Origin of the sequence: Rahnella sp. RcJ3 (assembly GCF_009498575.1) — a bacterium.
Lineage (GTDB): Bacteria > Pseudomonadota > Gammaproteobacteria > Enterobacterales > Enterobacteriaceae > Rahnella > Rahnella aceris.
Genome location: NZ_QSNX01000003.1, coordinates 335,689 through 356,115, shown reverse-complemented (window position 1 = coordinate 356,115; position 20,427 = coordinate 335,689). Strand labels below are relative to the sequence as shown.

Sequence of the window (20,427 nt, the reverse complement as noted above, 5' to 3'; positions counted from 1 at the left end):
AGCCACCGGCAGGGTCAACGTGCGGTGGCTTTTTTTTTGTCTTACGCCTCAGGTCAACGGGCGTCGGGGCGTATCAGGTCAAAGCGTAAATCTTCTGAAATACCGTAATAGGCAGAAGGGCCACCGGCGCGTAATACCGGTTCGGCAAGCGCAGTCTGATAAATGCCGTCAATCAGCAGATGTGGCGCAATATGCACGGCAACCACTTCGCCCAGCACCAGCCAGGTATCGATATCGCCACCGGCGGCCGTTTTAAGCTGAATACACTGCGTCAGTTTGCACTCAAAGTTCACCGGGCTTTCCAGCACGCGGTCAGCGGCAACCAGGGTGCCGGGTTGTGCGGTCAGACCGGCGAAATCAAACTCATCCGCGCCATGTTCCAGCGAGGCCGAACTTTCATTCATTTTCACCGCCAGCGGTCGGGTGGTGAGATTCCAGACGAATTCGCCGGTTTCCACGATATTCGCCACGCTGTCTTTCCAGCCACTGCTGGCAAAACCAATGATCGGCGGGCGGTAATTGAAACAATTGAAGAAGCTGTACGGCGCCAGATTGCGTTGTCCGGCGGCATTGCGTGATGAAATCCAGCCAATCGGACGCGGGCCGACAATGGCGTTTAACGGATCATGGGGCAGGCCGTGGCCTTTAGCGGGCTCGTAGTAGTAACGTTCATCAGTGTTCATGATTTTCCTCAGCAAATAATTCATAAAGACTATGATTTGTACATTACCCGAATTAATCAGACGTTGACCGTTTTTATGTGCCCGCCCGAGTCAGCATGCATCCGGCAGGCGGCGGCGCTTTGTGGTATCTTGTGCGCCATTCATAAATATCCAACGCCCCATCGCATATTTCATGCGTCGCGCACACCTTTCGGAGAGTCACTCAGGTGGAAAAAAAGAAAGTCTTCCCTCAGGAAAAAGGCGGTCTTCACCCGCGAAATCGTCATCGCAGCCGCTATGATTTCCCGGCCCTGATTGCCAGCAGCCCGGAACTTGCACCGTTCGTCGTCGAAAATAAATGGGGCGATTTGTCCGTTGATTTCGCCAACGCTCAGGCGGTAAAAGCCCTGAACCGTGCTTTGCTGCGCGATTGCTATCAGATTGAAAACTGGGATATTCCGGCTGATTACCTGTGCCCGCCAATTCCCGGGCGTGCAGATTATATTCACCATCTGGCAGATCTTCTGGCGGGCAGCAACAACGGCAATATCCCGCAAGGCAAAGACATTTCCGTGCTGGATATCGGTGTGGGCGCGAACTGTATTTACCCGATTATTGGTTTACGCGAATACGGCTGGCGCTTCACCGCCAGTGAGATTGATCCGGTATCAATGGCGGCGGCTAAAAAAATCGTCGCCACCAATCCGCAACTGACCAATCAGGTGCGTTTCCGTTTACAGGCGAAACCGCAGCGTATTCTCGACACCATTATCCGCCATGATGAGCGATACGACGCGGTGCTGTGTAATCCGCCGTTCCACGCTTCAGCGGCAGATGCGGCATCCGGCAGCCAGCGTAAACGTCAGAACCTGGGTCTGGACAGACGTGCGGGCACCGCAGAGCTTAACTTCGGTGGTCAGCACAACGAATTGTGGTGTGAAGGCGGTGAAGAAGCCTTTGTGGTCCGCATGGCAGAAGAGAGCGCCGGTAAAGCGCAGAACTGTTTCTGGTACACCGTGCTGGTTTCCAAAAAAACAACGCTGCCGTTACTGTATGACGCACTTCGTGAAGAGGAAGCGACGGATGTCCGCACTGTCGAAATGGTGCATGGCAACAAGATCAGCCGTTTTGTCGCCTGGACTTTCCTGACGCCTTCGCAGCAAAAAAGTTGGGCAATCAAACGCTGGTCAGTCTGATCACGTTGTGAATTCCTGTATTCCAGCGTGTTTATCTGACGGTGAATATGCTGGAAAAAATACTCCTGCCAGCCCCTTTCTTTTTTGGTGAATTAAATTAAGCTTAATTGACTATAATAAAGTTTGTTAATTATCAGAGTAATGATTTTGCTGGTGAGCTTATTTTTCACTGCGCTATTTAAATTTTCACGCACCTGCCTAAACCCACCCAGGGGTCAGACTAATCTTTCGCATGTTGATGAGTAACTTTACTCATCATCTGTGGGAATTAGCACGTGTATTTTTATAAATTAACTGTGATTACACATTAATTCACGTTATCAGCCACAGGGTGTCTGTCCTATGCAATTATTTTCTCATCAGTTTAGTACGATATGGCGTGATAAATTCGCTGCGATCCAGCAGGCGGTTCCGATGATCGCTTTCACGCCGGAAGGCGTGGTGCTTGAGGTTAACGACTTGTTTCTCAGCAGCATGGGGTACAGCAGAAACGAGGTGATTGGTCAGCCTCACCGGATTTTCTGCACCCCGGAGTTTGTTGCCAGCGATGCGTATCGTCTTCACTGGGAAGGTTTGCGGCAGGGAAAGTCGGTCAGCGGAAATATTAAACGTGTACACAAAAACGGGAATATAATCTGGCTTGAGGCAAATTATGTTCCGGTGAAAAATAAACAAGGCAAAGTGACCGAAATAATTAAAATTGCCAGTGATGTATCTGAAAGAATTAATGAATCCCACGAGCATCAGGGAATTTTACAAGCACTTGACCGTTCAATGGCGCTGATTACCTTTACACCTGAAGGTCATGTGATTTCTGCGAACAATAACTTCCTGAAAGTCATGGGTTATTCTTTGCAGCAAATTAAGGGCCATTCCCACACGATGTTTTGTGTCCCGCAATACTGTGATTCCCACGAGTACCGCAATCACTGGCAGCGTCTGAGAAACGGTGAATTTATCCTTGGCCGTTTTGAGCGCATCACTGGCCACAGTCAGTCTGTCTGGCTGGAGGCGAGCTATAACCCGGTGATAGATGATGACGGCAAAGTGATAAAAATCGTCAAAATCGCGCATGACATTACGGATCAGATGGATCAGCAGCGTCAGCAGGAAAGCATGATGACGCACGTGCATGAACTGTCGCTGACTACTGACAAAACCGCGGCAGAGGGCGTGACCATCGTCCGGCAGGCAGTGGAAGATATGCAGGAAGTCGAAGCGCTGGCGCGGCGGACTTCCGACATCATCGGGCAGCTCGGTCAGACATCTGAACGTATTGGCGAAATGGTTGATACCATCCGCCGTATTTCGTCTCAAACCAACCTGTTAGCCATCAACGCCACCATCGAAGCCGCGCATGCGGGCGAGCAGGGCAGAGGATTTGCCGTGGTGGCGGGTGAGGTTCGCTCACTGGCCGATCAGTCCCGCAAGGCTGCCGTCGAAATTGACCAGCTTACGCAAAGCATCCGTGATGGTGTGATGGCCGCGATTGATGGTATGGGGAATTGCGTCAACCGCGCAGGCGGTGGCGTGGTGCTGAGCCGCAATGCCGGTGATGTGATCAATCAGGTTAACCTCGGTATGCAGGATCTGGTGCGGATGATGGCGGAGTTTTCGGTCGTGGCGAGGGAAAAGGAACAGACCAGGCATTAGTTGCAGGAGGCCGCTGCAACGGGGAGGCTTTCAACCCCTTTGATCGAGAACATTTCGGTTTCTCAATAACGGTTATCACGCGGCCTCTCGCGCCGAAACCGCCCAAAGGAGGGAAGTGCTTTCCCTCCTTTGGGCGGTTTCGGCGCAGCGCGTTAAGCGATCACCGCACTTGAGAAACCGAAATAATTTCGGTCAGAGTTAAAAGCCGCCCTTGCAGCGGCTTTCTGCATCAGGAAACGTGTTGCAGGAACTCGCGCAGACGTTCGCTCGGCGGGTTGTTCACCAGATCAGCCGGTTTACCGTCTTCAGCAATACGGCCTTTGTCGATAAAGATTAAGCGTGAAGCCACTTTCTCGGCAAAGCCGACTTCGTGGGTCACGATAACCATTGTCATGCCTTCTTCTGCCAGCTGCTTCATGACGGTCAGCACTTCGTGACGCAGTTCAGGATCCAGCGCCGAGGTTGGCTCATCAAACAGCATCAGTTTTGGCTTAACCGCCAGTGCACGGGCAATCGCCACGCGCTGCTGCTGGCCACCGGAAAGCTCTGACGGATAGTGGTTGGCGCGTTCAGACAGGCCCACTTTTGCCAGCAGTTCTTTCGCCAGTTTATTGGCTTCATCCTTCGACGCACCACGAACGCGGATCGGGCCGAAAGCCACGTTTTCCAGCGCTGTCATGTGCGGGAACAGGTAGAACTGCTGGAACACCATACCGGCTTCCTGACGGATCAGACGTTCATCGACTTTCGGGTCGTTCACTTTCAGGCCATCAACAATCAGCTCGCCGGACGTGATTTCTTCCAGCTTGTTGATGCAGCGCAGCAGTGTGGATTTACCGGAGCCGGATGGCCCGATGATAACCACGACTTCACCCTGAGAAATGTTCAGATCGATGTCGTGGAGCACCTGGGTTTTACCAAAGTGTTTTGAGACGTTCTTGAATTCAATCATATAATTTTCAGTTTGCGTTCTAAGCGGCGCAGAACAAAGCTCAGAGCCAGCGTGATGATCAGATAGATAACAGCAACCGCACTCCAGATTTCCATGGCGCGGAAGTTGCCGGCGATGATTTCCTGGCCCTGACGGGTCAGCTCGGCGACACCGATAACGATAAACAGCGAGGTATCTTTGATACTCACAATCCACTGGTTACCCAACGGTGGCAGCATGCGGCGCAATGCCAGCGGCATGATGATGTAACGCAGCGTTGCACGGCGCGACAGACCCAGCGCCAGACCCGCTTCACGGAAACCGTTGTGAATCGACAACACCGCGCCGCGCGTAATTTCAGCAATATAAGCACCGGAGTTGATGATGATCGTCACCACCGCCGCGCTGAACGGGTCGATCCGCAGATCGGGCACCATCATCGGCAGGGCGAAATAAATGAACATTACCTGTACGACGATAGGCGTACCGCGAATGAGCTCGATAAAGACCAGTGCGACGTTGCTGCTAAACCAGCCACCAAACGCGCGGGCAAAACCCGCAATCACACCAATAATCAGACCGCCAACCAGACCGAGGACCGAAATCCACAATGTCATTTTGGCGCCTTCGAGCAGGATAGGCAGAGCGGGCCAAATTACGCTCCAGTCAAACTGCATGGATTATCTCCTGGTAAAACCACAAACTGCGCCTGTGCAGATTTGCATCTGACAGGCGCTTCTTATCAAGTGCTCTTTCTGAAAAGGAACGACTTAAATGAAAAGGACTTATTTAGGTTCGGTATCAAACCATTTTTTGTAGATTGCTGCGTAAGTACCATTCTCTTTGATGGTTTTCAGCGCGGCGTTGGCTTTCTCACGCAGGTCACTGCCTTGCGGGAATGCGATACCGTATTGCTGGCCAGCCAGTGAATCGCCGACCGCTTTGAACTGACCTTTACCGGCCGTTTTGATGAAGTACAGAATGTTTGGCGTGTCGTGCATGACCGCATCAGCACGGCCCGTGCCCAGTTCCATGTAAGCGCTGTCGATGTTCGGGAACTGACGCAGATCTTTGGTCTGCACGTTGGCTTTCATGTAATCAACGGAGCTGGTACCGCTTTTCACTGCAACGGTTTTACCTTTCAGATCAGCAACGCTTTTGATGGCGTCGTTATTGCTCTTAACCATCACCATCAGGCCGCTGTTGTAATAGCCGTCAGAGAAGTCGATGGCTTTTTTACGTTCAGGCGTGATGGTGATACCCGCCAGCGCCAGATCGATGTTGTGTGTTTGCAGGGCAGGAATGATGCCGCCGAAGTCCATTGGTTTCAGTTCATAGGAGACTTTCATCTCTTTAGCGACCGCGTCCCACAGGTCAATGTCGAAGCCGACGTACTTATCGCCTTGTTTGAATTCAAACGGTACAAACGCAGTGTCGGTAGCTACGATCAGTTTTTTATCTGCTGCGTGGGAGCTAACGGCAAAGGCCAGAGTTAACGCGGCCAGGGAAACTTTTAAGAGTGACTTCATCAGTGAATTTCCTTTGTACATATTATGGGAACGACTTTATATTACGGCGCTTTGATGCAATATTCATGCCAAATGACAGGTATATTAAAATTCAATGGCTTATCGCTTTGCTGAACCGATCAGGCAGTGATTAAAAATCAGATTGCACCAGTTTGGCGCATTGCTGCACGTCGCCATGTTCTCTCATGGTGCACGGCTTCATCATTAACCATATGATGTATTTTAAACAATCATTAATTAACAAACGCGCTGCTCAAATGATAACTTGCTCTAACTTTATTGGTACATGAGCAAAACCTGTGCTCAGTTTTGAAGCAAATGTAAAGAGAAAAACGGGGGTAATAACGGGGGGAATGACTTGTGTTGAACCATAATGGTGCGTCAACGTATAAGGTAAAGTTCTAGCGCAACTGGCTGTCTTTACTGCCACGACGATTGTAGCCCGCGTGATCTTGCTGCTTTTTATCCAGGGCGGCCTGACAGGTGACGCAATACTGTACGCCCTGAAGGGCTTTCCGGCGCGCCTCCGGAATGGGTTCGCCACACTCCTTACAATAATGCGCACTTTCGCCATGCCCGAGAGACTGACGTGCGCGATCAACGGCATCATTGACCGTTGAATCAATCTGATCCTGCACTGCGCCATCTTGCGCCCATCCGCTTGCCATAGTGACCTCTTTTCCTAAGAGTTATCCGATAGAGTTTGTGTTATTTCGAGCTCTATGTTAAAAAAAACCATGAATTGAATGAATGTATTTCAGACATAAATAGATTGTGTGAATTTGTTGCTTTTCGCATATTCGTGACCTCATGATCTGCCCGCGGAGCCTTGTTCCTGGCAGGTCTTAGCGACTTTTCATTCAGTTCCCCTCGCTGCCTTGCAGCTACGACCGGCCAGACCAGGAAATGGATTTCGTCAGACACATGTGCTTGCTTGGCTAACCATGATAAGTGCCCACTCTTAAGTGTAGTCCTAAACACGATGAAGATTTCGCACCGTGATCCATTGGCTGGGGATATCAACGCAGTTTCACGGTACTTTTAATAAAGCACGATAATAAAAACGTGCAGTTTGTCATGATGATAATAAATGTTTATTGAAAAAATGAAGTCAGCATGGCCCGGGGAACATATCGCCCGGGTTCGTCGGTCTCCGTATTTTAGTATGGCAACGCTGAACCGCAATTTGGGTAAAATTGTCATTGGCCTGCCGATGGCGTTACTGATCATCTATCTGGTGATTTTCAGTCGTCCGCGTTATCTCAGTGAATCCACCGTTGCGATCAAAAGTTCTAACGACATCAGCGGCACCAGCCTGAATGTCGGCTTACTGTTGGGGGCAGGAAACCCGGGCACAGCCCAGGATGCGATGTATTTAAAAGAATACATCAACTCACCTGACATGCTGGCCGCGCTGGATAAGCAACTCGATTTCCATTCCGTGTTCGGCAGGAGCGGCTTGGATTTCCTTTATCATTTGCCCAAAGATGCCAGCCGCGAGCAGTTTTTAAATTATTATCGCGATCGTATTGCCGTCACGTATGACGATAAATCTGGCCTGCTGACTATCGGCACACAGGGCTTCACCCCGCAGTTCGCTGAGCAGTTTAACAAAGCCGTTCTCAAAGAATCTGAACGCTTCATCAATGAAATTTCTCATAAGATCGCCCGCGATCAGCAGGCATTTGCTGAAAACGAAATGCTTGAGGCCCGTGCACGTCTCAATGCGAGTAAAGCGCAGTTGCTGGCGTATCAGAACCACAACAATATTCTCGACCCTGAAGCGCAGGCGATTGCCGCCACCACGCTGGTGAACACGCTCGTCGGGCAAAAAATTCAGATGGAAGCGGAGTTACGCAATCTGCTGACTTACCTGCGTGACGATGCGCCACAGGTGATCAGTGCGCAAAATGCGATTACGTCTCTGGGCAAACAGATTGATCAGGAAAAAAGTAAAATTACTGCGCCTGATGGCCGTCAGCTCAATACCATGGCCGTGGATTTCGAAGAGATTAAGTCGAAAGTGCAGTTTGATACTGAACTCTACAAACTCACCCTGACATCCATTGAAAAGACGCGTGTTGAAGCTGCCCGCAAACTGAAAGTGCTGTCGGTGATCAGTTCGCCTCAGTTACCGCAAGAAACCACCTTCCCGAATGTCCCTTATATGATCGCCAGCTGGTTGCTGGTGTGCTGTCTGCTGTTCGGAACGATTAAATTATTGCTGGCCGTTATCGATGACCATAAAGACTGATGTGGTCTGTATCGCTTTCCCTTTTTGCCTGAAGAATCGCCTACAGAGTTTGTTATGAAATTATTGAAGTCCGTTGTTATCTTGCTGGCCTTCCAGCTGACCCAGGCAAACGCCGTGGGGATCAATGCCGATCCGAATATGACCGGCGCGGCACCGTTGCCGACATTTTTAACCGGCCAGACGCAACAGACGAGTCCGGATACCGGCTTTGATGATTCCCCACCGCCTCCGGTTCCGGCAGTGATGAGCCGCATGTTCGGTGCGCAGTTATTTACCGGCGGTGCGGCTGCCGATAACGCGGCCAGTATCGGTTTCAACCCGAATTACATTGTCGGCCTCGGCGATCAGGTACAAATCCGTTTGTGGGGCGCGTTCAATTTTGACGGCGCGCTGACCGTTGACCCGAAAGGTAATATCTTCCTGCCAAACGTCGGCCCGCTGAAAGTTGCAGGCGTCTCGAACAGCCAGCTGAACAGCGTGATCACCACCAAGGTAAAACAGGTTTATCAGGCCAACGTCAACGTCTATGCCTCCCTGCTTCAGGCACAGCCGGTCAAAGTGTTTGTCACCGGTTATGTGACCAATCCCGGTTTATACGGCGGTGTGGCGTCTGACTCCCTGCTTTCTTATCTGAGTAAAGCCGGCGGCGTCGATACTGAACGCGGCAGCTATGTCGACATTGTGGTGAAACACAATGACCGCGTGCGTTCGCGTATTAACCTGTATGACTTCCTGCTCAACGGCGATCTGCGCCTGTCGCAATTCTCTGACGGCGATACCATCGTGGTCGGGCCGCGTCAGCACACGTTCAGCGTGGAAGGCGATGTCTTTAACAGCTACGACTTTGAATTCCGCGACAGCACCATTCCGGTCAGCGAGGCCCTGAGCTGGGCACGCCCGAAACCGGGCGCGACGCACATGACCATTATCCGCCAGCAGGGCAGCATGAAACGCAGCGAGTATTACCCGCTGGGGTCCGCACCGGGGCGCTCATTGCAGGATGGCGACAAACTGATTGTCAGTTCCGACCGTTATGCGGGCACCATTCAGGTTCGCATCGAAGGCGCGCATTCCGGTGAACATGCCGTGGTGCTGCCGTATGGCGCCACCATGAGCCAGCTGTTGCCAAAAATCCGCACCAACAGCATGTCGCAGATTAACGCCATCCAGCTTTACCGTCGTTCTGTCGCGCTTCGCCAGAAAGAGATGCTGGATCTGACCTTGCAGAAACTCGAAGAAGCATCACTTTCCGCCCAGTCCTCGACGCAGGAAGAAGGGCGTTTGCGTGCGCAGGAAGCCCAGTTAGTCAGCCGTTTCGTGGCGAAGGCGCGTCAGGTGGTGCCGAAAGGCGAAGTGGTCCTGAGCGAAAATAATCTGAATGAAGTGATCCTGGAAGACGGCGATGTCATCAACATTCCGGAGAAAACCTCACTCGTGATGATCCACGGCGAAGTGCTGTTCCCGAATGCGGTGAGCTGGCAGAAAGGTCTGAGCCCGGATGATTACATTGAGAAAGTCGGTGGCTACACGCAAAAAGCCGGGAACTCGAAAGTCATCCTGATTAAACAAAACGGCGAAGCGATTAACGCGGAAGACGTGAAAACGTTGCAGCCGGGGGATGAGCTGATGGTTCTGCCGAAATACGAATCGAAAAATATCGAAATCACCCGCGGCATCTCGACGATCCTGTATCAGCTGGCCGTCGCCGCGAAAGTGGTGCTGACGATTTAATGATTGGGATCTTTTCAGCGGGCATACAACGTATCCCGCATCTGGAAGCGTTTCTCGGCGAACCCTGTCGCAAGCTTTCGCTGCTGCGACCGGTGCCGGATGGCATCACCCGCATCGCGGTGTGGGGTTACCGGCCAACCGGCGGGAAAGCCGTCGCGCGGGCAGAGCAGTCAGGCTTGCCGGTGCTGCGGCTGGAAGACGGGTTTATCCGCTCCCTGGGGCTGGGCGTGTCGGGCTGTCCGCCGTTCTCAATGGTTTTAGAGACGCAGGGAATGTATTACGACGCCTCGAAACCCAGCACGCTTGAAATGCTGATCCGCCAGCGTGAAGAGAATCAGCCGCTGCAGGATACGGCGCGGCAGGCCATGCAGATCATCGTGGAAGGTGATCTGTCGAAATACAACCAGGCACCGGCCTGCACAAAGGCAAAACCCGAGTGTGGCGCGGTGCTGGTGGTCGATCAGACTTTCGGTGATATGGCGGTGGTTTATGGCAATGCAGGCGCGGAGCAGTTCGAACAGATGTTGCAGGCCGCCATGGCAGAAAATCCGACGTCTGAGATTTGGGTAAAGATCCACCCGGATGTTTTGCAGGGCAAAAAGGCCGGCTATTTCACGCAGATTACCGAACTGGCGCAGCAGGATCCACGCATCAAACTGCTGGCTGAAAACGTCAGCCCGCAATCTCTGTTGCGCGTTGTCAGCCGGGTTTACGTGGTGACGTCTAACTACGGATTTGAAGCGCTGATCGCCGGAAAACCGGTCAGCGTGTTTGGTCAGCCGTGGTACGCAGGCTGGGGACTGACGGATGACCGTCATCCTCAGTCCGCATCGCTCCGGGCACGCCGGGGTACCGCCAGCGTGGAAGAGTTGTTCAGCGCGGCCTGTTTGCGTTACAGCCGGTACATCAATCCGGCTAATGGCAAAAGCGGCACATTGTTTGATGTGCTCAGTTGGCTGCTGATGCAGCGAAAGCATCAGCAACAGCGGGCGGGACGCCTCTGGTCGCCGGGACTGACCCTCTGGAAGCGCAGCATTCTCGGGCCTTTCCTGCGAACTAAAAGCAACAAAGTGAATTTCAGTAAACGCTATGCCGGTGAAGTGGCCTGTGTCGTGTGGGGCATCAAAGGCGAGGCCCGCTGGGGTGCTCAGGCGCAGCAGCGTCAGATCCCGCAATGGCGAATGGAAGATGGTTTCCTGCGTTCGGCCGGGCTGGGGTCTGATCTGCATCCGCCGCTGTCGCTGGTGCTGGATAAAACCGGTATCTATTACGATGCGACGCGCCCGAGCGATCTGGAACTGTTGCTGAGTCACAGCAATCTGGCGCCATGCCAGCAGCAGCGGGCTGCCACGTTACGCCAGAGACTGGTTGCCAGCAAAGTCAGTAAATACAACCTTGGCGCGGCGTTTACCTTGCCCGCTGAAGCGACGAATAAAACGGTGATTCTGGTGCCGGGGCAGGTTGAGGACGATGCCTCTATCCTGACCGGCACGATATCCCTGCGTACCAACAGCGCGCTTTTACGCACTGTCCGGGAACGTAACCCCGGCGCTTACATTATTTATAAGCCTCATCCGGATGTTCTGGTGGGGAACCGGCAGGGACACATTCCCGCCGAAGATGTCAGCCGCTGGGCGGACAGTCAGGCGCTGGATGCAGACATTATTCAATGTATTCAGGCTGCCGACGAACTGCACACGCTGACGTCGCTGTCAGGTTTTGAAGCGTTGTTACACGGTAAAAAAGTGGTGTGTTACGGCATGCCATTTTATGCCGGATGGGGACTGACGCAGGATGAGCATGCCTGTTCACGCCGGCTGCGCAGCCTCACCTTAGACGATGTGGTTTACCAGGCGCTGATTGCCTACCCGTCGTATATCAACCCGCAAAGTCGGGAGCCCATTTTGGCAGAGCAGGCGGTTGAACTTCTTGCTGCGACGCCCCGGGCACAAATGCAATTCACCAGAGTTAAAGCGGGCAGGATAGTCCGGTATTACAGAAAACTGCTCATGCTGGTCCGGGTGACGTTGACGACCTGAACCGGCTTCTTACTACAAGCTTATTGCATTAATGGAAACGGACAGAAATGGACAGTAAGGCGCTTACGACATTACTTTCTGGGAAAAAATATTTGCTGTTGCAGGGGCCGATGGGGCCTTTCTTCAGCGATTTAGCTCAGTGGCTGGAGTCTCTGGGGCGTGAGGCGGTGAATGTCGTCTTTAACGGCGGCGACAGGGTGTATTCGCGAAAGCGTGAATACCGCTTGTACCAGCAAACGCCAAAAGAGTTTCCGACCTGGCTGAAAGCCACCTGGCAGGATTACGACTTCGATACCATCGTGTGTTTCGGGGATTGTCGTCCGTTGCATCAGGCGGCAAAACGCTGGGCACAGGCTAAAGGCATACGCTTCCTCGCGTTTGAGGAGGGGTATCTGCGCCCGCATTACATCACGCTGGAACAGAATGGCGTGAATGCCTATTCCAGCCTGCCACGCGATGCGGAGTTCTACCGCAGCCTGCCTGAAATGACCATGCCGGAAGTTGAACAGCTGAAACCTTCAGGCTGGCAGCGCGTGCGTCATGCGGCCGTGTATTACCTGGCGGGCTGGCGCTACCGGCACGACTTCCCAAAATATCGCCATCACAAATCCTTCTCGCCGTGGTATGAGGCGCGCTGCTGGACCCGTGCTGCCTGGCGTAAAAAGCTGTACGCCTTCCGCCAGCGCAACATTTTGCAGCAACTGCAGACGGATCTGGATCAGCGGTATTATCTGGCCATTTTGCAGGTATATAACGACAGTCAGATCCGCAATCACAGCCCGTATCAGGATGTGCGTGATTACATCAATGAAGTCATGCACTCGTTTGCCAAAAAGGCCCCTTCCGCTGAGTATCTGGTGATCAAACATCACCCGATGGACAGAGGGCACCGCTTATACGGGCCGCTGATCCGCCAGCTTGGTAAAAAATACGGCATCGCTGACCGCGTAATCTACGTGCATGACCTGCCGATGCCTGAGTTGCTGACGCATTCCAAAGCGGTTGTTACCATTAACAGCACCGCCGGGATATCAGCGCTTATTCATAACAAGCCGCTGAAAGTGATGGGCAACGCGCTGTATGACATTAAAGGCATTACGTATCAGGGGCACCTGAACCAGTTCTGGCAGTCAGGGTTTAAACCCGATGCGAAGCTGTTTAAGCAGTTCCGGTTATACTTGCTGAAGAATACGCAGATTAACGCCGTATTTTATGGTGGCAATAAAGTGGATATCGCCACAGCGACTGATAACCCATATCACCCGGTATTTATCAGTCAGAAACTGATTATGAATTACACCAAACATCAGCCTTCATAACGATTAACCTTCAAAAACAGGCAGAGGAATATGCACAGATGCAAAAACGTTTATCAGTTCCACCCCGTGCATATTTCTCATTAGCTGTTCTTCTGCCTTTATTTCTTTCTGCCTGTGCCGGTGCAGTTCCCTCGATGCATTCTCATGAGTGCGAATTGCCTGAGGTGCGCGGCAACACCACGCTGTCCCCTCACTGCGTTTATAAAGAAGCGGTCATCATCACCAGCAGCAACACCACGTTAGATTGCCGGGGAGCGGTGCTGGAGGGGGACAATGAACGCCCTTTTGGCATACTGATCAACAGCAAGGGTAAGCCATTATCCGATGTCACCGTCCGTAACTGCAAAGTGCGACACTTCACCCGCAGCGGCATCCGTATCACTTCAGACATCGCAGCCAATAAACTCAGCCCGAACCACGAAGAGAACTACCGCCGGACACCCACGCGGATCACCCTTGAGAATGTTGAAGTGACCGGCAGCGGACGCGTAGGAATTTACTTTGACGATTACGTGACTCATTCAACGTTAAGCCACTCGATTGTCCGCGACTCGTATATGTCCGGTATCTACCTGGAGCATTCCTCGCGTAATAATAAAGTTGTGGATAACCAGATCATCGACAACGGCCATGAGCGTTTCGGCAAGGGGAAGCGTGAAGGATTAGCCGTCGATTCGTCTGCTTACAACCTGATTGAAGGCAACCGTTTTGAATCCAACGGGGCAGGGGGGGTGTTTCTGTATAAGAACTGCGGCGAGCATTTCAGCACAGGAAAATCTGTGATCCGCTGGCAGCACAGCGACTACAACGTTATTCGCAACAATACCTTTGTGAATGAACCCGTAGGCATCTGGCTGGCATCCCGGCAGAACCGGGACTTATCAGGATTTGATTGCGGGGATAAACCGAGGGAAGGAAGCCTTAAGTTTTATCCTGATTATGCCGATAATAATGTTGTAGAAGGTAATCATTTCTTTGGGGGAAAGGTTATGGTAAGGAATGATGGCCAAGGCAATAAACTCAATAAATTATAAGTATCAGATTTTTTCGGTGTTGGAGCCAATGATGAGTTCAAATTTCTCTTGCGAAATGACAAGTTTTACAAATATCACTTACGAAGACCCATGCAGAATACACTCATCATGCAAAATCATGGGGCAATTTAATATCGGCGCCTACAGTTATTTGGGCGAAAATTGCCTAGTCGGTGGGGCTATTATCGGTCGCTATTGTTCGATAGCTCCTGGTGTCAAGATAGGCTTGGGAGAGCATGAGCCTAATCATATTTCAATGCACCCTATTTTTTTCGGTTCGAAACACAGTTTTAATATACCAGACAGAATTGGCACTCAAAGAGATCTTACATTGAAAAAACATCAAATTCCTAAAATAGGGCATGATGTTTGGATTGGTGCCAATGTAGTTATATGTAGAGGGGTAGAGATCGGTAATGGGGCAGTAATTGCTGCAGGTTCTATTGTGAGAGAAAACGTCGAGTCATATTCTATTGTTGGTGGTGTTCCAGCCAAATTCATTAAATTGAGATTTAGTAAGGATATCATCAGTGAGTTAATGGAACTGAATTGGTGGGATTATGAATTAGAAAACTTTGTTGGTATAGATACTTCTAATGTTGAAGGTTTTATTGAGATATTCAAACAAAAGAAAAAGTCAAAAGCAAAGTATAATGTATATATTAGAAACTCCGAAAAAGAAATATTAAAATAATATAGGAGATAGAGTGTAATAACGAGTGCCAATAGTTTGGCACTCGTTATTAGTAGGAAGTTATCTCACCACAACTCTCAACAAACCAGTAGAAAAACGTCCTAGCAAGGTGTTTTTCTTGAACAAATATTTAAATCTTTTGATGCTTGGTTTTTTGGAGTCATCGAAGAAAATATAAGGATCCTTTCTTAATTTTTCGCGTTTACGCTGTTTTGGGGTTTTTCCGATGTATGCAGGATTTTTGTTCTTGATGTTAACAACATTACCATTGTTTGTTTTAGTATCCGAAATAATACTATCAACCGACTTTAAGTCTTTCTCAAATGATGAATAATAAGCCTGAGCTCCTTTTTTCCATTTTGATGCAGCCAGAAGTTGTTGCAATGCTTCAGGTTTAATACTGTTATCTGCATTAAAATGATATTTTTCTGGGGAAGCAACTAAACATACTGAACCTCCGCCGAATACATTTTCAACCTCATGACCGGAAAACATCTTTGCATCAATACCATTAGGGTTATTGGCAAACGAGAGTATGATTCGGCTAGATAAAATTGGTGAGAACTCAATATTATCTAAATAAGATGAAAATCTTGTTTTCAAATCCTTAGTGAAATCTACTACACCATTATGTGTTTTTATCAAAGCAGATTTTCGAATTATTTCTTCTTCAGCTTCTAAAAAGACTGCTTTTCGTTCAGTTCCAGTATTTATGAATTTTGTTAGACTTCCCTCGGGGGCGCTAAGTGCTGCTTCAAATATAAATACGTGGTCATTAAGCCCGTGATGATAAGGAATACGATGATCATCTAGGTTTTGTAAATATCCTTCAAAGTGCTCATTCAGGAAATGGTCGCGACTGTGATGATGGGTTAAGAAATAGAATCCATGAAGAGAGTCAATCTGCAGGATTTTTTTAAGGTAATATTGCATTGATCCGCTATAACCAATGTCGACGACTGCAGTTTTATTGTTTTTAGAATGAGTGATAAAATCAATGTCGTTTAAATAATCCAGATAGCTGGTACGCTCTAATTCTGCATTAGCGATAATCAAATCTGAAATTGACTCTAGAAATTGGAGTAATTTTCCATGATCAAAATAAGGTGAGACAATGCTGTCTTTTTTGAAATCATACTTTGAGAATTTTTCGTCGTTAATATCATCAGCATTGATGCCAAAACGGGATTCCAGGAATTCAGTTATGGACCTGGCATTAAAGTTTTGAGAAGCGACTTCCATTATATCATCAAGGTTTCTTATTGATGACACCATAGCTGCGCGTCTTGAGCTATAAAGATAGGAGCTTTTTGGTGAAGTAGGATTATCAGCATATAGTTCATCATATACTTGTTTTAACACCCATCCATCTCTGGATAAGAAAAACAATTCATCAATGCCGAGTCTTTTTGCTCGGCGATGCAACCATTGAACAAACCCGACTACGAGTGGACCAATAGCAATATATCCATAATTGTATTCTTCACCTCTAAATATTGAGGATTTATTTATTTTATACCAATGGCCGGCATTGTATTTGTTAGCAAATAAGCCGTTTAAAACTGAGCTTGATATACCTGAAGACTTCAAACTAGCGGCCATAACCTCTGCGATTTTAGACTGCTTGTAATTATCCATAGCTTTCTGGAAAACATAACTTTTTAAGCCATGTTTTTTTGCCATGAGGCCATCGGCTTGCGAGTTGTCACCAATATGTAGAGCTTGGTCTGCAGGAATATTATATGTTTTTTGTAGGAATTCTAAATATTCAGGATAAATTGTACCATTGTGTTTTCTGGTTTTAGTTTCAGCGGAAACGAGAAGTTTATCATACTGCTGAAGGCCAACATTATTTAGAATTCTTTTAATAGAGGTACGATCTAAATAGATATCTGTAATAATGGATGTTGGATTACAAAGTAATCTAGAAAAATGAAATTCTCTGACCATCGATTTTTTTGGATGCACAAGATCGACTTCGGCATCAATTTCGATGTTTTTAATGTTTTCTAGAGTGGTTTTGTCAAGAGGATAATATTTCTCAAAGCGCTCATATATCTGATCTAGTGTAATCTCAAATTCCCCTCGAGATTCTCTCCTAAGATCAAGTTCGGCTTGTCGTCTGATAGTATGGAACTGGAAGTTCTTATTATTTATTAGTTTTCTGACTTTGGGTTCAATAAATAAAAACAATTCATGTGGTTCAACAAAATCACGTTCTACTAATGTATCAAAAAGATCGAATGATGTTGCTTGGCTTGATGCCATTGCAACACGCAGATGGTCAACTTCAGGTGTTATATTTTCATCTTTAAAGTTTTTCGCAAGGAGCCATTCACGATTGCCTTGGCTAATCATTTCAAAAACTTGGTCAGTGGTTTTTTGTTCAGAAAAGAATTCAAAACCAAGCCCATTTTCAATGAAGTGATTATATAGCGATTCGATTTTTCTAAAATAAGCCTCCCCATTGAAAATATCGAACTTATGAGAGAGATGTACGCGAGATAAGAGGAAATATAAGATGTTATCAGAGTCAATTTTTTCTGATTTTAAAACGGAATCGTTGAAGTCTTTAAAATTATCATGTACTGAGAATAATGATAGCTGAGATTTCCCTAATGAATAATAGGGAATATTCCATAAGGCTGCCTGATAGCCTATAGAAGATGATACGGATAATGCGCCATCAACATATGGGAGGAGAAATTGCGTGACTGTTGGGATTTTTTTATCGTTTTTAAAATAGATGAAATTGTCGAATTTTTCTTCGAGTTCAGAAATTTGCTTGCTACTAAGCTGATTTTTGTAGCCATGTTCAGTAACAATTACACCAATCTGTGATGGTGTATTAGTTAAAACATCAGAAACCATTTCAAATTGGGTTTTATACTCAGTACAACCATTATAGGAAAAATAGTTATCTACTTGACATGCTAAAACAACTAAACTTGAAAATCTTTCATATAGAATTGAAGTGTAGTTTTTTAAAGGATGATATTTTGCTAAAGCTCTTATAGAATTTTTTCTTAATAAAGTAATGAGATCTTTTTGGGTTTGTGTAATTACACTAGCTTTGATTTCACTTGAATAAGTATTTTGATATGAATACTCATATAAACCAAATGGATCCAAGATGCCCAAGGCAGGGAATGGTGCTCTAGAAAAAAGACCAAACATTGAATTAAGATGCAAAGAATGAGGGTATAAGTCTTTTAAAAATGGAGTTGGTGATTCATAGCTTATCGTAACTTCAGGAATGAACTCAATGCCAATCTTATCTTTCAATAGGTCTAAAATATAACAAGTATCTTTTTCATTTCCTTTGTTATGGTAGAACTCAATACTAAGTTCATTATTAGTAGTTACAATTTTATTGAGTTCATCATCTGATATAATAATAGTAGTAACTTGGCTGAAATCTAAGTTGTTTCTAATTGCTTCGTTAAATATCTTCTCAGAAACAACAATTTTTACTTCTAGATCAGGTTTGAACTCTTTTAATCCCTTGATTTCGGGTAAAATATGGGAACGAAGCGTTGCATAGCGAAATAATGGATCATTTAATTCGGTACGAGGTTCTAAATAGTAAAGAATGCTTTTCATAATGTTTTACCAATGCCTTTTTACTGATAATTTCTGTTAGTGTGCTGTGTTTTTAATTTCCGCAACATGCAATTATTAGTTAATTAAATCCCTTCATCTACTTTATACATTTCAATTGCTGCATCCACTGAATCAAAATACTTAACTTTGTTATCCCTTCCAATAAACAAAGCCACATCGCAAAACTCTTTCAGTGATCCGAGGCTATGTGAAACCATCAGAAAGCTGGCTTCCTCATGTCGCGCTTTGAATAAGTCTGCGCATTTTTGTTTAAATCTGGCATCGCCGACTGCGGTGACTTCATCGACAAGATAGTAATCAAATTTAAATGCCATGCTCAGGCCAAAACCCAGACGGGATTTCATACCGGAAGAATAGGTTTTAATCGGCATATCAAAGTATTTGCCCAGTTCGGCAAACTCTTCGACAAAGGCGACTTTTTCACGTAACTGATCTGGTGTGGAATAGAGGCGGGCGACGAATTTTACATTTTCACGTCCGGTCAGGCTTCCCTGAAATCCGCCGGCCAGGCCAACCGGCCAGGAAATGGTTTTCTCCGTGTGAATTTTGCCGGAATCCGGGCGGTCAATGCCGCCGATGACGCGTAATAATGTTGATTTACCCGCGCCGTTGCGGCCAATCAACGCCACGCTTTTACCTGAAGGCAGCTCAACATTGAGATCTTTAAAAACGTAATGGCGGCCTTTCGGTGTGCGGTAGGATTTTGTCAGGTTTTCGATTTTTATCATGATGTCAGCATCGCCTCTTCACGATTCCGGTAGAGGGCCAGGCCGATAAACAATACAACCAGAGTACAGGCAGCCAGATAATTCAGGCTGACGCCTTCACTGATATAACCCGGTACGACTGATTCGCGGCAAAGCTCAACCACGTGGACGATAGGGTTCCACAGCAGGTAAGGCCAGTATTCCTTCGGTATGTTATGCAAAGAAAACATAATGCAGGAAATGAAATAGAGAGGCTTAATCAAAATAGGCAGGAACTTTTCGGTCTCCGGGAATGACTTCCCGACCACCATAAATATTAAGCCCATACCGCAGGAGAACAGCACTAAAAGTACCCAGACCAGAATCAGAGTAATAAGCTTGGTGACTTCAAACTCTTCGCCCAGCAGGCCGACAATGGCCATAAGTAACACGTACACGACCGCGTATATCAGCGCTTCCAGCATTGCTCTGGCGATGATGGTATCCACAGGGCGAACCGGGCGGTAATTAAACAAACCCTGGTTGGCTTCAATCGCGCCAATAGAACGGTTGGTAATATTGCTAAATACAAAGAAAGGGATAATGCCGTTGATCAGGAAAACCGGAAACGAAATATCCGGCATAGTGCGGTGCATCACGTAGCCAAAAATGGCCAGCATAATCAGCATATGCGCCATCGGCTCCAGCGCCGCCCACAGATACCCTAACCGGTACTTACCAAAACGGGTTTTGATTTCCCTTAAAAACAGCGCTTTCACCGCCGCTTTTTGTACTTCTAAGCCACTACGTGCCATCAGATTATTCCAGTTTTTTACATTTTCCACGCTACCGCCCCTGGCTTACAGCAGCCAATGCGCTCGGAATCGGGTCGGATTGTGGGAGGCGGCACATCTTTGATGCTGCCGCAGCAGGGGAGTCACTTTTCCGTAAGTTGCATTTAGGGGGTTAATGCGGTGTCACATCCCTGTAAATTATCTTTAATTTTATTAGGTTAGGTTGGCAGGCGTTTTTCACAAAAATGCAAAGGTTGCGAAAAAATATTTCAGCAAGTTTC

The 20,427-nt window shown here is 47.9% G+C and carries 16 protein-coding genes; 8 read left to right on the top strand and 8 right to left on the bottom strand.

Annotated features, from left to right (window positions below):
- Positions 1-53: 53 nt before the first annotated feature.
- Positions 54-683 carry a flavin reductase family protein gene (locus tag DXU84_RS06390; RefSeq protein ID WP_112151180.1) on the bottom strand — a complete coding sequence of 210 codons (630 nt, stop codon included), beginning with the start codon at positions 681-683 and terminating at the stop codon, positions 54-56.
- A 206-nt stretch (positions 684-889) separates the two neighbouring features.
- Between DXU84_RS06390 and rlmF the strand changes: the two genes are divergently transcribed.
- On the top strand, positions 890-1,858 hold the full coding sequence (gene rlmF / locus DXU84_RS06385; RefSeq protein WP_370461736.1) for a 23S rRNA (adenine(1618)-N(6))-methyltransferase RlmF: 969 nt from the start codon (positions 890-892) through the stop codon (positions 1,856-1,858).
- Between the two features lie 342 nt (positions 1,859-2,200).
- Complete coding sequence (locus tag DXU84_RS06380) at positions 2,201-3,511, top strand: PAS domain-containing methyl-accepting chemotaxis protein (protein WP_013574679.1); 1,311 nt, start codon at positions 2,201-2,203, stop codon at positions 3,509-3,511.
- 229 nt (positions 3,512-3,740) lie between these two features.
- Here the strand turns inward: DXU84_RS06380 and glnQ are convergent, their stop codons facing one another.
- From glnQ to DXU84_RS06360, 4 genes are all read right to left on the bottom strand, one after another.
- The gene (glnQ, locus tag DXU84_RS06375; protein ID WP_013574681.1) at positions 3,741-4,463 is read right to left on the bottom strand and encodes a glutamine ABC transporter ATP-binding protein GlnQ; all 723 of its coding nucleotides are present in this window, start codon (positions 4,461-4,463) and stop codon (positions 3,741-3,743) included.
- Positions 4,460-5,119 carry a glutamine ABC transporter permease GlnP gene (gene glnP, locus DXU84_RS06370; protein ID WP_013574682.1) on the bottom strand — a complete coding sequence of 220 codons (660 nt, stop codon included), beginning with the start codon at positions 5,117-5,119 and terminating at the stop codon, positions 4,460-4,462. Before glnP ends, glnQ begins: the two co-directional genes overlap by 4 nt.
- A gap of 108 nt (positions 5,120-5,227) precedes the next feature.
- Positions 5,228-5,971 carry a glutamine ABC transporter substrate-binding protein GlnH gene (glnH, locus tag DXU84_RS06365; protein WP_013574683.1) on the bottom strand — a complete coding sequence of 248 codons (744 nt, stop codon included), beginning with the start codon at positions 5,969-5,971 and terminating at the stop codon, positions 5,228-5,230.
- 401 nt (positions 5,972-6,372) lie between these two features.
- Positions 6,373-6,639: a DksA/TraR family C4-type zinc finger protein gene (locus tag DXU84_RS06360; RefSeq protein ID WP_013574684.1), complete on the bottom strand. Its 267-nt coding sequence runs from the start codon at positions 6,637-6,639 to the stop codon at positions 6,373-6,375.
- Between the two features lie 497 nt (positions 6,640-7,136).
- On the opposite strand from DXU84_RS06360, the gene DXU84_RS06355 reads away from it, so the two are divergent.
- From DXU84_RS06355 to DXU84_RS06330, 6 genes are read left to right on the top strand one after another with little or no spacing between them, the layout of a single operon-like run.
- The gene (locus tag DXU84_RS06355) at positions 7,137-8,225 is read left to right on the top strand and encodes a capsule biosynthesis protein (RefSeq protein ID WP_369794815.1); all 1,089 of its coding nucleotides are present in this window, start codon (positions 7,137-7,139) and stop codon (positions 8,223-8,225) included.
- Positions 8,226-8,279: 54 nt separating this feature from the next.
- Positions 8,280-9,956, top strand: coding sequence for a polysaccharide biosynthesis/export family protein (locus tag DXU84_RS06350; RefSeq protein WP_013574686.1), 1,677 nt, complete (start codon positions 8,280-8,282; stop codon positions 9,954-9,956).
- On the top strand, positions 9,956-11,995 hold the full coding sequence (locus DXU84_RS06345) for a capsular polysaccharide biosynthesis protein (RefSeq protein ID WP_013574687.1): 2,040 nt from the start codon (positions 9,956-9,958) through the stop codon (positions 11,993-11,995). Before DXU84_RS06350 ends, DXU84_RS06345 begins: the two co-directional genes overlap by 1 nt.
- Positions 11,996-12,042: 47 nt before the next feature.
- Positions 12,043-13,314: a capsule biosynthesis protein gene (locus DXU84_RS06340; protein WP_112197080.1), complete on the top strand. Its 1,272-nt coding sequence runs from the start codon at positions 12,043-12,045 to the stop codon at positions 13,312-13,314.
- A gap of 38 nt (positions 13,315-13,352) precedes the next feature.
- On the top strand, positions 13,353-14,348 hold the full coding sequence (locus DXU84_RS06335) for a right-handed parallel beta-helix repeat-containing protein (protein WP_153375118.1): 996 nt from the start codon (positions 13,353-13,355) through the stop codon (positions 14,346-14,348).
- Positions 14,314-15,042 (top strand): CatB-related O-acetyltransferase, encoded by a 729-nt coding sequence (locus tag DXU84_RS06330; RefSeq protein ID WP_228388949.1) that lies wholly within the window; start codon positions 14,314-14,316, stop codon positions 15,040-15,042. The genes DXU84_RS06335 and DXU84_RS06330 overlap by 35 nt, the downstream gene beginning before the upstream one ends.
- 60 nt (positions 15,043-15,102) lie before the next feature.
- On the opposite strand, the gene DXU84_RS06325 is transcribed toward DXU84_RS06330, so the two are convergent.
- The 3 genes from DXU84_RS06325 to DXU84_RS06315 all read right to left on the bottom strand — a co-directional run bounded on the left by DXU84_RS06325 (position 15,103) and on the right by DXU84_RS06315 (position 20,167).
- Positions 15,103-18,645, bottom strand: a complete 3,543-nt coding sequence (locus tag DXU84_RS06325) for a hypothetical protein (RefSeq protein WP_187514355.1) — start codon at positions 18,643-18,645, stop codon at positions 15,103-15,105.
- 83 nt (positions 18,646-18,728) lie between these two features.
- The gene (locus DXU84_RS06320) at positions 18,729-19,394 is read right to left on the bottom strand and encodes an ABC transporter ATP-binding protein (protein WP_119261410.1); all 666 of its coding nucleotides are present in this window, start codon (positions 19,392-19,394) and stop codon (positions 18,729-18,731) included.
- The gene (locus tag DXU84_RS06315) at positions 19,391-20,167 is read right to left on the bottom strand and encodes an ABC transporter permease (protein ID WP_013574695.1); all 777 of its coding nucleotides are present in this window, start codon (positions 20,165-20,167) and stop codon (positions 19,391-19,393) included. The genes DXU84_RS06320 and DXU84_RS06315 overlap by 4 nt, the downstream gene beginning before the upstream one ends.
- Positions 20,168-20,427 lie beyond the last annotated feature (260 nt).

Coding starts and splice junctions, on each gene's coding strand:
- glnP (WP_013574682.1), bottom strand. CDS start 5,119: ATGCAGTTTGACTGGAGCGTAATTTGGCCCGCTCTGCCTATCCTGCTC.
- DXU84_RS06325 (WP_187514355.1), bottom strand. CDS start 18,645: ATGAAAAGCATTCTTTACTATTTAGAACCTCGTACCGAATTAAATGAT.
- DXU84_RS06320 (WP_119261410.1), bottom strand. CDS start 19,394: ATGATAAAAATCGAAAACCTGACAAAATCCTACCGCACACCGAAAGGC.
- DXU84_RS06380 (WP_013574679.1), top strand. CDS start 2,201: ATGCAATTATTTTCTCATCAGTTTAGTACGATATGGCGTGATAAATTC.
- DXU84_RS06345 (WP_013574687.1), top strand. CDS start 9,956: ATGATTGGGATCTTTTCAGCGGGCATACAACGTATCCCGCATCTGGAA.
- DXU84_RS06330 (WP_228388949.1), top strand. CDS start 14,314: ATGATGGCCAAGGCAATAAACTCAATAAATTATAAGTATCAGATTTTT.
- DXU84_RS06335 (WP_153375118.1), top strand. CDS start 13,353: ATGCAAAAACGTTTATCAGTTCCACCCCGTGCATATTTCTCATTAGCT.
- DXU84_RS06350 (WP_013574686.1), top strand. CDS start 8,280: ATGAAATTATTGAAGTCCGTTGTTATCTTGCTGGCCTTCCAGCTGACC.
- glnQ (WP_013574681.1), bottom strand. CDS start 4,463: ATGATTGAATTCAAGAACGTCTCAAAACACTTTGGTAAAACCCAGGTG.
- DXU84_RS06315 (WP_013574695.1), bottom strand. CDS start 20,167: ATGGCACGTAGTGGCTTAGAAGTACAAAAAGCGGCGGTGAAAGCGCTG.
- DXU84_RS06390 (WP_112151180.1), bottom strand. CDS start 683: ATGAACACTGATGAACGTTACTACTACGAGCCCGCTAAAGGCCACGGC.
- DXU84_RS06360 (WP_013574684.1), bottom strand. CDS start 6,639: ATGGCAAGCGGATGGGCGCAAGATGGCGCAGTGCAGGATCAGATTGAT.
- DXU84_RS06355 (WP_369794815.1), top strand. CDS start 7,137: ATGGCAACGCTGAACCGCAATTTGGGTAAAATTGTCATTGGCCTGCCG.
- glnH (WP_013574683.1), bottom strand. CDS start 5,971: ATGAAGTCACTCTTAAAAGTTTCCCTGGCCGCGTTAACTCTGGCCTTT.
- DXU84_RS06340 (WP_112197080.1), top strand. CDS start 12,043: ATGGACAGTAAGGCGCTTACGACATTACTTTCTGGGAAAAAATATTTG.